The following is a 14,254-nucleotide window of genomic DNA, read 5'->3' as shown; positions in this document are numbered from 1 at the left end:
TAGAGAAGGGAGATCAGCTGAGTTTGCAGGTGAGCTTGCCGCCGGGGTCGCCGCCGAGTTCCCCGTAGTCCACCAGGCCCACAGGGAAGGGGGCCACCTTCCAGATGTCGCTACAGTATTCGGCAATGGAGCGATCGCTGGAAAAGCCCCCCATGCGCACCGCGTTGAGAATCGCCATGCGGGTCCAGCTGTCGATATCGCTGTAGGCCTGGCCCACGGTCTGCTGGCAGTTGATGTAGGCCTGGTAGTCGGCCAGCAGCATAAACGGGTCGTGGTGCAGCAGCTTGTCGAGCAGGGGCCGAAACAACTCCCTATCCCCCTGGGAGAAATGGCCGGAGGCAATCAGGTCGATGGCATCTCTGAGCAGGGGATTGTGCTGGTAGTAGCTGTAGGGGGTGTAGCCCTCGGCCTTGAGATCGACCACCTGGTCGGCGGTGAGGCCAAAGAGGAAGAAATTTTCGGCCCCCACGGCGTCGCGAATTTCGACGTTGGCCCCGTCGAGGGTGCCGATGGTGAGCGCCCCGTTCATGGCAAACTTCATGTTGCCGGTGCCCGAGGCCTCGAACCCAGCGGTGGAAATTTGCTCTGACAGGTCGGAGGCGGGATAAATGCGCTGGCTGTTGGTGACGTTGTAGTTGGGCAAAAAGATCACCTTGATCTGGTTGCGCAGGTCGGGGTCTTTGTTGACCATGTCGCCCACGGCGGTGATCAGCTTGATCATCAGCTTGGCCATGTGGTAGCCGGGGGCCGCCTTGCCGCTAAAGATGAAGGTGCGGGGGGTGATGTCGAGGCTGGGGTTTTGCTTCAGCTGGCTGTAGAGGGTGACAATGTGCAGCGCGTTGAGGTGCTGGCGCTTGTACTCGTGGATGCGCTTGACCTGGACGTCAAACAGGGAGGCCGGGTCGACCAAAATGCCGAACTGGCTGTGGATACGGCTGGCCAGATCGCGCTTGACCGCCTGCTTAATAGCGCGCCACTCGTCACGGAAACCGGCGTCGTCGGCCAGGGGCTCAATTGCCTTGAGCTCGTCGAGGTGCTTGATCCAGCGATCGCCAATTCGGCTGGTAATCAGCGTGCTCAGGCGCGGGTTGCTGAGGGCGATCCAGCGGCGGGGGGTGACGCCGTTGGTCTTGTTGCAAAACTTTTCGGGAAAGAGTTCGTAGAAGTCGCGCAGCACCGTTTCCTTGAGCAGTTCGCTGTGCAGGGCGGCCACGCCGTTGATGGTGTGGCTGCTGACGCAGGCCAGGTTGGCCATCCGCACGTAGCGATCGCCGCTTTCGTCAATCAGCGACATGCGGGCCAGGCGGGCCGAGTCCTTGGGAAACTTCATCCGCACCAGGTCGAGAAAGCGGCGGTTGATCTCGTAGATGATCTCCAGGTGGCGGGGCAGCAGCCGGCCAAACAGGCTGACGGGCCACTTTTCCAGCGCCTCGGGCAAGAGGGTGTGGTTGGTGTAGGCGAGAGTCTTTTGGGTGATCTCCCAGGCCAGGGTCCAGTCTAAGCCGTGCTCGTCGAGCAGCAGGCGCATCAGCTCGGCCCCCGCGATCGCCGGGTGAGTATCGTTGAGCTGAATGGCAAACTTCTCGTGAAACTGCTCCACCGCCATGTTCTGCCCCGCCAAAATCCGGAACATGTCCTTCAGGGAGCAGGACACAAAGAAAGCCTGCTGCTCCAGGCGCAGCTGCTTACCCTCAATTTTTTCGTCGTTGGGGTAGAGCACCTTGGAGAGGTTTTCAGAGGCCACCTTGGCTTCGACGGCGCCGTAGTAGTTGCCCTGGTTAAACACCGCAAAATCAAAGGATTCGATCGCCTCTGACTTCCACAGGCGCAGGGTGTTGGCGGTATTGACCTGATAGCCCAAGATCGGCGTATCGTAGGGAACGCCCAGCACCTCGCGATCGGGCACCCAGCGCACCCGGTAGCGGCCCTGCTCATCGGTAAAGGTGTCGGTGTAGCCGCCAAACTTGACCTCAACCGACCACTCGGGCCGGGCGACCTCCCAGGGGTTGCCGTAGCGCAGCCACTTGTCGGTGCGCTCCACCTGCCAGCCGTCGCGCAGATCCTGCTCAAAGATGCCGAACTCGTAGCGAATGCCGTAGCCCACCGACGGAATTTCCAGCGAGGCCAGCGAGTCGAGATAGCAGGCCGCCAATCGCCCCAGGCCCCCATTCCCCAGCCCCGGCTCTTCCTCCTGGGCCAGCAGGGTATCAAAATCGAGGCCCAGCTCTTCCATCGCCTGCTTCACCTGCGCGTAGATGCCCATGTTGATCAGGTTGTTGCCCAGGTGCGGCCCCATCAAAAACTCCGCCGACAGATAGCACACCGTCCGCGCCCGGTGCTGGGTGTAGCTCTCGGCGGTGCCGTTCCAGCGGTGCAGCATGCGATCGCGCACCAGGTAGGCCAGGGCCATGTAGTAGTCGTGCTGGGTGGCCAGCGACACCGGCTTGCCCTGCACGTAAAAAAGGTTGTTGAGGAACGCCCGCTTGATGCTCTCAATGTCATCGGCGGTGCGCTCCTTGGCCAGCGCCGTAGCAACCGCAACATCTATTGGCGAAGGGGTATCCATAGGTGAGCGATCCTGACTCAGGGTAAAGGAACTGATCCTATTGATCAGATCAAATCGCGCGATCGCCTATTGTGCTCTAGGATACAACTCAACATTGGTTTAAGAATGCCGGGGGGCTGCGGCAGGGGGAAACTGAGCATCGCGGCAGAAGTACAGGGCGAGATGCTCTTCATCCAGGTAGCTGCCGTCAACAAATAAAGCCCCACGCTCCAGACCAAACGGTTCAAACCCGCGGGACAGATAAAGGGAGCGGGCGGCTAAATTGCCCGCAGTAACGCTGAGAATGATTTGTCGCAGGCCACCAAGCTGCTGGGCATGGGATATTGCCCGATCGAGAAGAGCTGCTCCAAGCCCCTGGCCGCGAAATTCCGGCCCCACATACATGCTCCAGAGAGAAGCAATGTGGGCACGTTTTGGGCGAGTCTCCCGGGAGAACCCGAGCAGGCCGACCAGCTGATCGTTGGCGTCAAAGGCGCCGAAGATACCGCTAGCAGAATCGGGACTGGGATGCAGTCTGGCCGCAAAATCGGCTAAAGAGAACTCTGCTTCTTGCTCATAACTGGACGCAAAAGCGGCGGGCGACTCCCTCAAGGCCTGAAGGCGCAGCTCGCGGTAAACGACGACATGCCGAGAATCTAGAAAGCGTATTTCCATGGCATCGTCTAGAAATGACGTTTCCGATCTATTTCCCCAGGCTTCGCTTTCCGCCCTGCCCCAGGTACTGCCCATGAATGCTCACCGCGTAGGGGACCAGGTAGGTCAGGCCCGCCGAGATCCAGCGAGCCCGGGTCATGGTGCCCGATCGCACCGCCGCACCGTGGTTGATCACAAACAGCAGCGTGCCAATGACCAAAGCCACCCGCACCGCTCGCACCGCCAGGTGCGGAGTCACTAGCGCCGCAAAATATCCCTTAATCGCCCCCATGGTCCGCTGCCCTAGGCTACAAAACAACGACCGTATCATTCAAAACCCCGCTCCTGGGGGAGAGGGGCAGAGGTCAGGTGAAACCTAGCGGGCTAAGACACCAGCGCTTTGGCCAGATTTTCTTCCCACTTGCGCGGGGGGCTGGCGCGGCGAATGGTGCGCCAGATCTGGGTGGCGGCCAGGGTGCCATCGGCCACAGCCACAGACACCTGGTTGACGCCCTGCTTCAGATCGCCAATGGCAAAGATGCGATCGTGGGTGGTCTGGCACATGGCGTTCGTCACCAGATTTTCCCCGTCCCACTCCAGGCTGGGAATGCCTTTGAGGTAGCGGTTGTGGTAAATCGAGCCCATATTGATCAGGCCGGTAGTGGCTTCAATCACGGTGCCGTCGGTCAGCTCCACGCCACCCATCTTGTGGTGTTCGCCCAAAAAGCGGGCAATTGGCGCTTCGTAGAGGGGGTAGCCGTGGTCGGCCAGCTTGGCCTTCATCTCATCGCCCACCGTGCAGAGACCGTGGGTGAGCACCGTAATGTAGGGGGTAAACCAGTTCAGCACGAAGGCGGCGTTGATCTGCGACTCTTTACCGACAATCAGAACGGCTTTTTGATCCCACATGTCAAAGCCATCGCAGATCATGCAGACGTGGAGGGTGTAGCCCGCGTAGTCGTAGACGTTTTGCATGTTGTCGAGTTCGGGCAGCACGTCAATCACCCCCGAAGCCGCAATCAGGTACTTGGTGCGAAACACCGGGTAGTAGCTGTCGGCCTTGCCAACTTTGACCTGCACCGCAAGCTGGTCGCCCTCATCGACCACATCTTCGACAAAACCGCGCAGGTAGTCGCCGCCCCAGTCAACCACCTGCTGGGTGCCGTGGTTTAGAATGGCGCGCCCGGGGGTGTCGGGGTCAAAGCCGACAAAGTTGCGCAGGTCCTGCATCCACAGCGATCGCCCCTTGCCTTTCTCTACGACCAGGCACTTGAGGCCGTAGCGAGCCAGATAGATAGCCGCCGACAGCCCTCCCATTCCGCCGCCGACAACGATAGCGTCGTAAACCTGGTCGGTGCGTTCGTGCAAATTTTTGCGAGAGAGTTTCATAGCGGCGATGAATGGAGAGGACTGCAACAGAGCCTAAACGGTACACAGGGGTAAGGCTATATCTCTAGGCTAAAGGATTTGCAACAATTAATCTGAACGGGGCTGAAGGCGTTGGACGTAAGCGGCCAGGTACTGTCCACCCCATTCGCAATCTAAAAAGGCAAAGGGAGCTATAGCAACCCCCTTTGCCCAATACTCACTCAGGGTGAACCCAAGAGGGATTAGCCCACGAAGGCCAGACGAGGCTCAGACACACCAGCGGACTCAGTGCCCTTCAGGTAGGCCAGCATCGTGTCGGCGTCGGATACTTCAAAGGGGTCAATGGGGCAGTTGTCGCCAAAGTCGGGCTCGACGAAAACTTTCTCGATCGCGCCATCGTTGACGAACATGGAGTAGCGCCAGGAGCGCATGCCAAAGCCCAGGTTGGACTTGTCCACCAGCATGCCCATCTTGCGGGTGAATTCGCCGTTGCCGTCGGGCAGCAGGAATACGTTCTTAGCGCCAACCTTTTGGCCCCACTGGAACATCACAAAGGCATCGTTCACAGATACACAAACGATGGTGTCTACGCCCTGGGCCTTGAACTCATCGTAAAGCTCTTCGTAGCGGGGCAGGTGGTTGGAGGAGCAGGTGGGGGTAAACGCACCGGGCAGGGAGAACACCACTACCTTTTTACCGGCAAACAGATCGCTGGTGGTCAGGTCGTGCCAGCGGTAGGGGTTGGGCCCACCCACAGACTCATCCCGCACGCGGGTCTTAAACGTAACGTCAGGGACGCGTTCAATAGCAGCCATGATTACCTCTTTGTAGTTCTACAACAACTTAACTGCGGTTCCAGCGGTTGCCTCTCAAATCAGAATAGTTCTGACTTAAGAAATCTTCAATAAGCATAATAACTCAAAAATTAGATTCTTTACAAAATCAAGCTGATTCCCAGATTGGAATGCTACTCTGTATCAGAGCAGGCTATTGTAGTGTGTTCATCCCAAAATCCATCCGACGCCTGTTTGTGGTGGAATTGCCGTAGCGTTCAGTGCCGGAGCCGGGCAGAATGTCGTCCCAAACCGATCAAATTGTTGCCATGCTTAAGTCGCGGGGGCTGCGTGTGACTCCCCAGCGATTTGCTGTGTATGCCAACCTGCTGGGTCGCTGCGACCACCCCACCGCCGACGATATTCTCAGCGACCTCAACCAGGATGCGCCAACGTCGTCCCAGGCCACGGTCTACAGTTCGCTGCAGGCCCTGCGCGAGGTGAATCTGGTGCGCGAGGTGCTGCTGGAAGCTGGGGTCTGCCGCTACGACGCCAATGTGGGGCCTCACCACCACTTTCGCTGCCAGTCCTGCGGGGCGATCGCCGATATCCCCTGGGAAACCCTGGCCAGCCTCAATCTGCAAACCCTCAGCCCCCAGTGGCAGATCGAGGGCTACGAGGTAACGGTGCGGGGCCTGTGCGATCGCTGCCAGCCCGAGTAGGGCAATTCTAGATTTGTGATTTTGGAGTTTGGCTTGGGAAACCAACACGAGCGATAAACTGCTGCTGGGCAAGCCATAGAATATCGGGGCTACCCGCTCCAAAATCGCCAGTCCAAACTCTAAACTTGGTACGCAACTATGACCACCCCCCCACCCATCACTAGCCCCTGGCAGCTCAAGCCCTGGTGGTGCCAGCCCTGGTCCATTGTGCTGACGGGGGTTGCGATCGTAGGCGGCAGCTGGTTTGCTCTCCACCGGGTCTGGCTGACCAGTCTGGTAGCTGTTCCCATTGGCGTATGGATAGGCTTTTTCCTAATTCTGTGGCCCCGGCTAATGCGAGAGGCAGGGTATCTAGACGTGCCTTTGATTGGTCAACAGCCCGACCAGACTTTGAAATAACTTCTGGAGATCAGCGGGAACCCGATACAGGGTCAAATCTTGCTCAACTCGGCGCTACCCTCGGTGCAGCCGCCCAAGCGACCATACATCCCCTGTCGAGACTGCTCCGTAGAGCTGAACTTGCCTGGTTCTAGAATGCTGGACCCAGTCATCGCAAACCTCTGCAAAGACTTGCCTACAGCCTAATCTGTTCAGGCGTCTACAGGCACGGCTGACAGTGAGTTTATAGATCCCAACCGCTCAGGAAGACTCCTAGGTCTGCCAAGCAATGCCCGGCAGCAGACCTCTAAAACGGCAGCTTTTTCTTGTTGGCTTTGTCGCTGTCGTAGTCGAGTTCCTTCAGCTTCTTCATAATGCGACTGAAGTACTCCTGCATGTAGTCTTCGAGGGTAGTGATTTCGGCTTTGTCGATACCAAAAACCTGGTAGACCTCATCCATGGGCGCATCCAGCGGCTGGCTCCCGGCTACCACTTCCACAAAGGCGAGGCGATCGGCAAAGTTCCAGCCCCACTGAAAGAATTGCGCCACCTTGCGAATCGCCCGCAGCAGGTCGAGGGAAATACGAGAAACCCTGGCCTCCTGGCCACACTTGCGCTCGCACAGGCGCATAATTTCGTAAGCGCCCCAGGCGCGAGTGCCCGCCAGGGGAAAACTGCGGTTAGCTGTTTCGGGCACAGACAGGGCTTTAATGGCAAACCGAGCGATGTCCTGGGTATCCATGTAGGCGATGGGGGCCGCCTCGCCCATCACCCAGATCGGCTGCTTCTCTAAAATAGGGATAGCGTACTGACCAATTAGGCCCTGCAAAAAGCCACAGGGCTGAAGAATGGTGTAGTTTAACCCCGACTCGGCCAAAAATTTCTCGGTGCAGCGCTTGACGTTCATCAGCGGCACGTGGGGGAACTTGTCGGCGTTGAGAATAGAGATAAAAATGAACCGCTGAATGCCCGCATCACGGCAGGCTTTAATTAAATTGACTTTGCCTTGCCAGTCCACCTCCATCACCGACTCCGACGGACGGGCGGTGGAGGCGTCAATCACGGCGTCAATACCCTCAAGGGCGGGGGGCAGGCTTTCAGGCCTGGATAGGTTGCCCCGCACCAGCTCTACCCCCCACTCTCGCAAAAAGGCAGCTCGCTGGGCACTTCTGACCAAACAGCGAACGTCATGCCCCTCATCCAAAGCACGGCGGGCGATTTGCCTGCCAAGGGTGCCAGTAGCGCCAACGACCAATACTTTCATGAGGGAAATGATACAAAAGTTTAACTTCCTCTAAGAATATCAGATGGTTCCACCGGATACACCCCCGAGGCAAAAACTACTCTTCGCCGCCCTGCACTCGCAGCATCAGAAACCCAATGCCTAGGCCCACTAGGGTTAGGGTAAAGATGATCACTGCCGTATTAAAAATTTCGCCGCCCATACGCTCTCCTGCCACAGCACTATAGTAATTAAGCCGGTTGCCCAGCCTGCCAGGACGTTGCTTAACCCCCTAGCCGCCCTCATTTTAGACCAGTTTGGTATCCACCCCTGCGCCTATGTCTATCCTCACTTCTCCCCTGCCGGGAACAGGCTCTCCCCGGCCTCACCTGGCCATTACTCTGGGTGACCCGGCGGGTATTGGGCCAGAGGTGGTGCTGAAGGCGCTGGCGGCGAAGGACTGGGCGGCGATCGCCGACATTACCGTGCTGGGTACGCGATCGCTGCTGCACCAGTCTCTCTCGGCCCTTCAGCAGTCCGCCTATGCCGGGTCGCTCCCCGATCTGGACGCTCTCTCGCTTGTAGATATTTCCCCGCCGCTGCCCCTTGAGCCAGTGACCTTTGGCCAGGCCAGCGCCGCCACCGGGGCTGCCAGCTTTGCCTATGTGCAAGCCGCCATCCGGGGAGCAGTGGGGGGTAAGTATGATGCGATCGTCACCGGGCCGATCGCCAAGTCGGCCTGGAAAGCCGCCGGGCACCACTATCCGGGCCAAACGGAACTGCTGGCCGAAGGGGCACAGGCCAATCGCTTTGGCATGGCCTTTGTGGCCCAGTCGCCCCACACGGGCTGGTGGCTGCGGGCCTTATTGGCTACCACCCACATTCCCCTGCGCCAGGTGCCTGATGTCCTGACGCCGAATCTCCTCACCCAAAAACTCGATCTGCTGATCCACAGCCTCAGGCAAGACTTTGGCCTGGGGCATCCTCGCCTTGCCGTAGCGGGTCTCAACCCCCACAGCGGCGAAGGCGGGCAGCTGGGCCGTGAAGAAGTGGATTGGCTGATTCCCTGGCTAGAGGCTCAGCGCCAGCGCTACCCTCAAATGCAGATCGACGGCCCAATTCCCCCAGACACGCTGTGGGTGCGCCCAGGACAGGCCTGGTTTGGCACCGATCGCCGCGCCACAGAAACCGCCCACGACGCCTACCTGGCCCTGTACCACGACCAGGGCCTAATTCCGGTCAAGCTGATGGCCTTTGATCGGGCGGTGAATACGACCGTGGGCCTGCCCTTCGTGCGCACTTCCCCGGACCACGGTACGGCCTTTGACATCGCGGGGCAGGGGATCGCCGATGCCAGCAGCATGGTGGCGGCGATGGCGGTGGCGGTGGAGATGGTGAGGGCGAGGGGGGTGAGGGGGTGAGGGAGTGGGGGCGTGAGAGCGTGGGGGCGTGGGGCGTGGGGGAAGTGAGGGAGGTGGGGTGTGGGGGTGCGGGGGCGGGGGGGAGGGGGCGCTTATCTGACTCGTTGCAGGGCTATTTTGAGTCTGGTTGGGGGTGCGATAGAGTACTTGGGTTCAAGACGATTCAATCCGCACTATGGCTACCTGCGATGACCTCTACGAACAGCTGCACCGGCTCGATGGTCAGGGCTACGGGGCGTATAAGTCGCTCAGGGGTGAGTACGCCTTTGAGGATTTTGTGCTGCACATTGACCATGTGCAGGGCGACCCGTTTGCGGCCCCGAGTCGGGTGCGGGTGGTGGTGCCCCAGGCGGTGGCGGGGTTTCCTAAGGATCTATGGGCTAGGCCCTGTCGGGCGATCGCCCTGGCTGACTACCTGACTCGTGCGTTCCATGGGGCCACCCAGCGGCAGGAGCGGGGGTCTGGCTCAGGCAAGAGTGGGCAAATCGGCATCGTGCGGCCCAGCCAGGCCGTGCTGGAGCGCAGTGCAGCTAAGGTAACCGCCGCCGCAGTGGAGCTACGCTTTACCGTGGGTCTGCCGGCCTTTGGCAGGCGAATTGCAGGGCGGCAGGGGGCGGTACTGCTGTGCCAGGCCGTTCCCAATCTGGTGAAACGAACGCTGGTCTATGAAGCGCTAGACAGAGGCAAGATTCAGCGCCATGTCGATACGGTGGAGGACGCGGAGGCGCTGCGATCGCAGCTGGCTGACCACAGCCTGGTCGCCTTCGTGGCCGATGGCGCCATCCTGCCCCGGCGCAGCGGTGTCGATGAACGTCCGCTCCAGGATCAGGCCATACCGTTCAAATCTCCCGACGCGCTGCGGGTAACGCTGCGCTGCCCCCACGCGGGCGAGGTGAGCGGCATGGGCATTCCCCAGGGCATTACCCTGATTGTGGGGGGCGGCTACCACGGCAAATCGACCCTGCTGCGGGCGATCGAAGCGGGGGTGTACAACCACGTGCCCGACGACGGACGGCACCAGGTCGTCACAGATCCGGCGGCGGTGAAGGTGCGGGCCGAGGATGGCCGCAGCATTGCCGGAGTGAATATTTCACCGTTTATCGGCAGTCTGCCCCAGGGCAAATCGACCCAGGCTTTCTCGACGCCCAACGCCAGCGGCAGCACCTCCCAGGCGGCGAACATCATTGAGGCGATCGAGGCGGGAGCAACGGCGCTGCTGGTGGATGAAGACACCTCAGCGACCAACTTTATGATTCGCGATCGCCGCATGCAGGCCCTGATCGCCAAAGACCGCGAGCCGATTACCCCCTTTATCGACAAGGTGCGGCAGCTCTACACCGACTACGGCATCTCCACGGTGCTGGTGATGGGGGGCAGCGGCGACTACTTCGACGTGGCCGATACCGTAGTTGCCATGGATGAGTTTGTGCCCCAGGATGTGACCGAGCGGGCGCGGTCAATTGCGGCGCAGTACAAGACAGAGCGCGATCGCGAGGGCGGCCCCCAGTTTGGCAGCCTCACGCCCCGAATTGTTCAGCCCGACAGCATTGACCCCAGCAAAGGTCGCCACAGCGTCAAGCTCAGGGCGCGGGATGTGGACCAGCTCCAGATTGGCACCGAGGCCATTGACCTGTCGGCGGTGGAGCAACTGGTAGAGCCAGGACAGGTGCGGGCGATCGCCGAGGCGATCGTCTATGCCCAGCGCCACTACATGACGGCAACTACACCTCTGGCGGCGGCGATCGCCGCCGTCATGGCCGACCTAGGGCAGCACGGGCTTGACAGCCTGACCGAGTGGCCTATGGGCGATCTGGTTTGGTTCCGGGGCCTGGAGCTAGCGGCGGCCATCAACAGACTGCGCACCCTGCAAATCGGTTAAACCCGTTCCCCAAGGTGCGCCATTACGGCATCCGTGAAAGCCTCAGCACAAGCAGCCCAGGCCTGGGGAGCAGGCTATTTCGCCCACTGCAACTTGGCGCTGGCCGGAGTCTTACGGTTTTCGCTGACCTTATTGAGAATGCGCTCTAGATGGCGACCTGCGCAGGGGTCCGAAAAATGCTCCAGGGCGTAGGCGCGGGCATTTTCCCCCAGCTTCTGGCGCAGGGCATCGTCATTCCAAAGCAGGTCGATGGCTTCGGTCATGCTCTCCAGGGAGTTGGGCTCGACCAGCCAGCCCGTTTCGCCGTGGATGATGTAGTCTTCGGCACCGTAAAAGTTCGTCACAATTAGCGGGCGACCCATAATCATGGCCTCAACCAGGGTGACCTGCCCCGCTGCCGTAACGCCCTCCTTGGGCTGTAGCGGCACGATGTTGAGCCGGGCCTGCTGGCCCAGACGCAGGCACTCGGCCTTGCTGATGCCAAAGGGTAGCTCGACCTGATCGGGGATGGTCATGCCCTCAACGGCCCCTTTGCCGGTGGCCACGACGGTTTTGATGTCGAGCTTTTTAACCGCTTCAAACAGGGTGGGAAAGTCGCGGTGGGCCGAGCCCAGGGAGGTAATAAACGGAATTTGCCGCTCTTCTTCGTACTCGATGGGAATATCGGGCACCTGGTAGGGCACAAACTCAAATCGCTCGGCGGATATACCTAGCCACTCGCTGTAGATGTCGATCTCGCGGCGGGTGTGAACCACAAAATAATCGATATTGCCCAGGGTCGTCTGAGCCAGCTTTCGCCGGGGGCCACCGCTACAGGTCCCCACGTTAAACAGCCAGGACACCACAGGCTTGTTGGAGAACCTGAGCGTTTGCTGGAGACCAACGGCCGACGCCACCTGGGGAAATACGGTAATAATGCCATCAGCATCGGAGTTGAGGGCATCGGCAGCCTGCCTCATGTAGATGAGCCAGTCATTTATAGGCGTAAATTTAGATTTGCGATCGTGCCATTTGGGCAGCGGTTTTTGGCGCGGAATCAGCTGAAATTCGTGGTTGTCGCCCGGGACAAAAGGCTCTAACCAATTGGCGGTATCTATATTTTCAAGATCAAAGAAAGGCGCAGCAATAGCCCATTTCATGGATACGACCCCATTCGCGTGTGGCAGCAGATGAATTAACGGTGTTTAGACTGTGTTCAATATATAGCGCTTGCAGTTGCGGCCTAAGGCTGCCGGGGAGAATACCTAGCCTACTTTTCATTAAGCCTGGCTTAAATTAAGCGTTTGATAAACCTCATGAGGAGGATTCAGGAGGCTTTGGGGCTAGAGTGACTCTGCATCCAGGTTTCTAAGCGCGATCGCGCAATTGTTTCGATTTCTAACAGGGCCGTCGCTATTTCCTCAACAGTAGAATTGCGCAACCGCACGGTAAAGTTTTCCAAAACCGACGCTTTGGTATGCCCGGCTACCGCAAGGATAAACGGAAAACCAAACCTGTTTTTATAGTCCTGGTTGAGCCGCTGAAATAGCTCATACTCCTCCGGGCTGAGGTGGCTAAGACCGGCCCGGCTCTGCTCTGCTACCGACGCTTCAGCCATGGTGACTCGCGCCCCCAAATCGGGGTGAGCCCGAATCAGCGCCAGTTTCTCGTCCTCAGCCATGGTCTGCACGATCGCTACCATGCGCTGGTGCAGATCGGCTACCGATGCAAAGGGGCGCTGGGGCCAGACCTGGGCGGCGATCTGAGGCGTCTCCTCAAAGGCGGGGCCGACGGCGGCGACGAATTCGGCCTCGGTCATGGCGTTGAGCTGGTCTAGGGTGTAGGGCATGGGGGGAGTGGGGGAGTGGGGGGCAGGGGGGCGCGGGGGGCAGGGAAGCAAGGGGGCGGGGGGGCAGAGATTTGATATAAATCGGCGACGTAGGTGAGTTGGTTATTCGCCGTACCAGATGGTTTCAATGGCGGCGGCGGCGGCGGTGGGGTCTTCGGTTGGGCCGAGGCATTGGGTAATGTGGCCGAGTTTGCGGCCGGGTCGAATGCCTTTGGTGTACCAGTAAAGGGTGCTTTGGGGCAGTGCTTTGAGGGCCTCCAGCCTGCGGTGGTGGCTGTCCTCAGGCGCATCTAGCCCTAATAGGTTCACCATTACCGCCTGGGGGCAGGTGAGCGTAGTGGGGCCGAGGGGGCGATCGCTGACCGCCCGCAGCTGCTGCTCAAACTGGGAGGTGGCGCAGGCGTCAAGGCTGTAGTGGCCGGAGTTGTGGGTGCGGGGGGCGATTTCGTTGATCAGCACCTGGTCATTCTGGGTGAGAAAGCATTCGATGCCGACGATGCCGATCAGCTGCAGCTGTTCTGCGAGGGTGCGGGCGATGGCCTCCATCCTGGCGGCGACGGTGGGAGCCACCTGGGCAGGGGCAAAGACCCGGCGGCAGATCTGATCGACCTGCTGGGTTTCTACCGTTGGATACACGGCAACATCGCCCGCGGCCGATCGGGCTACCATGACGGCCAGCTCTTGCTTAAAGGGCACAAACTCCTCTAGCAGCACCGGGGCCTGGTGAAAGGTGTTCCAGGTAGCGCTGAGCTGGGAGGCGTCTCTGACAACGGAGGTGCCGTAGCCGTCATAGCCCAGGCGGCGGGTTTTCATCACCAGCGGAAAACCGATCGCCGCTGCCTTAGCCGCCAGTTCGGCCTCGCTTTCATCGCCCTCTAAAAAGTCGTAGCGGGGGTTGGGCAGGCCAATGCGGCTAAAGAATTCGCGCTGGTGGCGCTTGTCGAGCACCAGGGTGAGCACATCCAGGCCGGGGCGAAAGACTGTGCCCCGCTGGGCCAGGGTTTGCAGCCCTGCGCAGTCGATGAACTCGTTCTCGAAGGTAATCACATCGCACTGGGCCGCCAGAGCGTTGGTGGCCGCCACATCGGCAACGGGGGCAAGAATAGTGGAATGGGCGATCGCAACGGCAGGATCACTCTCGCCAGGGGTTTGCACCACCAGATCCAGGCCCAGCTGCTGCGCCGCTGGCCCCATCATCCAGGCCAGCTGGCCGCCGCCAATCACGCCGATGCGCTGAATTAAGTTTGCCGTTGCCTGCGTCATGGTGCTGCTGTGGTCGCTGCAAAACTCCCATTATTCCATGGCCCCAGGGTGTGGCATCAATGCTGGCTAAAGTCCTGATTCCACCAGCATGGCACGCCCGACCCAAACCACAGGCTAGGGGCTGTAACCGTTGATGCTTGGGCCATCAGCAACTAATTGATGACAGCCCCTAGAGCGACAGCGCGCTGGGCTACCTAACCC

General features: G+C 59.8%; 14 protein-coding genes. 4 read left to right on the top strand and 10 right to left on the bottom strand.

Annotated features, from left to right (window positions below):
* Positions 1-13: 13 nt before the first annotated feature.
* From LEPTO7104_RS0122650 to LEPTO7104_RS0122630, 5 genes are all read right to left on the bottom strand, one after another.
* Complete coding sequence (locus LEPTO7104_RS0122650; RefSeq protein ID WP_017300876.1) at positions 14-2,566, bottom strand: glycogen/starch/alpha-glucan phosphorylase; 2,553 nt, start codon at positions 2,564-2,566, stop codon at positions 14-16.
* 99 nt (positions 2,567-2,665) lie between these two features.
* Positions 2,666-3,220 (bottom strand): GNAT family N-acetyltransferase, encoded by a 555-nt coding sequence (locus tag LEPTO7104_RS0122645; RefSeq protein WP_017300875.1) that lies wholly within the window; start codon positions 3,218-3,220, stop codon positions 2,666-2,668.
* Between the two features lie 28 nt (positions 3,221-3,248).
* Positions 3,249-3,491, bottom strand: a complete 243-nt coding sequence (nrtS, locus tag LEPTO7104_RS0122640) for a nitrate/nitrite transporter NrtS (RefSeq protein WP_017300874.1) — start codon at positions 3,489-3,491, stop codon at positions 3,249-3,251.
* Between the two features lie 92 nt (positions 3,492-3,583).
* On the bottom strand, positions 3,584-4,588 hold the full coding sequence (locus tag LEPTO7104_RS0122635; protein WP_017300873.1) for an NAD(P)/FAD-dependent oxidoreductase: 1,005 nt from the start codon (positions 4,586-4,588) through the stop codon (positions 3,584-3,586).
* A 221-nt stretch (positions 4,589-4,809) separates the two neighbouring features.
* A complete protein-coding gene (locus LEPTO7104_RS0122630; RefSeq protein ID WP_017300872.1) occupies positions 4,810-5,382 on the bottom strand; it encodes a peroxiredoxin in 573 nt (190 codons plus the stop codon).
* A 257-nt stretch (positions 5,383-5,639) separates the two neighbouring features.
* On the opposite strand from LEPTO7104_RS0122630, the gene LEPTO7104_RS0122625 reads away from it, so the two are divergent.
* Positions 5,640-6,062, top strand: a complete 423-nt coding sequence (locus tag LEPTO7104_RS0122625; protein WP_017300871.1) for a Fur family transcriptional regulator — start codon at positions 5,640-5,642, stop codon at positions 6,060-6,062.
* Between the two features lie 138 nt (positions 6,063-6,200).
* Positions 6,201-6,461 (top strand): DUF6737 family protein, encoded by a 261-nt coding sequence (locus LEPTO7104_RS0122620; protein WP_017300870.1) that lies wholly within the window; start codon positions 6,201-6,203, stop codon positions 6,459-6,461.
* A gap of 286 nt (positions 6,462-6,747) precedes the next feature.
* On the opposite strand, the gene LEPTO7104_RS0122615 is transcribed toward LEPTO7104_RS0122620, so the two are convergent.
* Both LEPTO7104_RS0122615 and petM read right to left on the bottom strand, forming a co-directional pair.
* On the bottom strand, positions 6,748-7,704 hold the full coding sequence (locus LEPTO7104_RS0122615) for an SDR family oxidoreductase (RefSeq protein ID WP_026072991.1): 957 nt from the start codon (positions 7,702-7,704) through the stop codon (positions 6,748-6,750).
* Positions 7,705-7,780: 76 nt separating this feature from the next.
* The gene (gene petM / locus LEPTO7104_RS0122610; RefSeq protein ID WP_017300868.1) at positions 7,781-7,885 is read right to left on the bottom strand and encodes a cytochrome b6-f complex subunit PetM; all 105 of its coding nucleotides are present in this window, start codon (positions 7,883-7,885) and stop codon (positions 7,781-7,783) included.
* A 115-nt stretch (positions 7,886-8,000) separates the two neighbouring features.
* Here petM and pdxA point away from each other — a divergent pair, with 115 nt between their 5' ends.
* Positions 8,001-9,083, top strand: a complete 1,083-nt coding sequence (gene pdxA / locus LEPTO7104_RS0122605) for a 4-hydroxythreonine-4-phosphate dehydrogenase PdxA (RefSeq protein WP_017300867.1) — start codon at positions 8,001-8,003, stop codon at positions 9,081-9,083.
* A gap of 175 nt (positions 9,084-9,258) precedes the next feature.
* The gene (locus LEPTO7104_RS0122600) at positions 9,259-10,962 is read left to right on the top strand and encodes an ABC-ATPase domain-containing protein (protein WP_017300866.1); all 1,704 of its coding nucleotides are present in this window, start codon (positions 9,259-9,261) and stop codon (positions 10,960-10,962) included.
* A gap of 74 nt (positions 10,963-11,036) precedes the next feature.
* On the opposite strand, the gene LEPTO7104_RS0122595 is transcribed toward LEPTO7104_RS0122600, so the two are convergent.
* The 3 genes from LEPTO7104_RS0122595 to LEPTO7104_RS0122585 all read right to left on the bottom strand — a co-directional run bounded on the left by LEPTO7104_RS0122595 (position 11,037) and on the right by LEPTO7104_RS0122585 (position 14,053).
* Positions 11,037-12,101 carry a glycosyltransferase family 4 protein gene (locus tag LEPTO7104_RS0122595; RefSeq protein ID WP_017300865.1) on the bottom strand — a complete coding sequence of 355 codons (1,065 nt, stop codon included), beginning with the start codon at positions 12,099-12,101 and terminating at the stop codon, positions 11,037-11,039.
* A 167-nt stretch (positions 12,102-12,268) separates the two neighbouring features.
* Positions 12,269-12,790 (bottom strand): 2-oxo-4-hydroxy-4-carboxy-5-ureidoimidazoline decarboxylase, encoded by a 522-nt coding sequence (gene uraD / locus LEPTO7104_RS0122590; protein ID WP_017300864.1) that lies wholly within the window; start codon positions 12,788-12,790, stop codon positions 12,269-12,271.
* A gap of 102 nt (positions 12,791-12,892) precedes the next feature.
* Positions 12,893-14,053 carry a 5-(carboxyamino)imidazole ribonucleotide synthase gene (locus tag LEPTO7104_RS0122585; protein WP_017300863.1) on the bottom strand — a complete coding sequence of 387 codons (1,161 nt, stop codon included), beginning with the start codon at positions 14,051-14,053 and terminating at the stop codon, positions 12,893-12,895.
* Positions 14,054-14,254: the final 201 nt, after the last annotated feature.

The organism is Nodosilinea nodulosa PCC 7104, from assembly GCF_000309385.1.
GTDB classification, from domain to species: Bacteria; Cyanobacteriota; Cyanobacteriia; order Phormidesmidales; family Phormidesmidaceae; genus Nodosilinea; species Nodosilinea nodulosa.
Note: the sequence above shows the minus strand (reverse complement) of the source record. Positions and strands in the feature narration are given on the sequence as shown.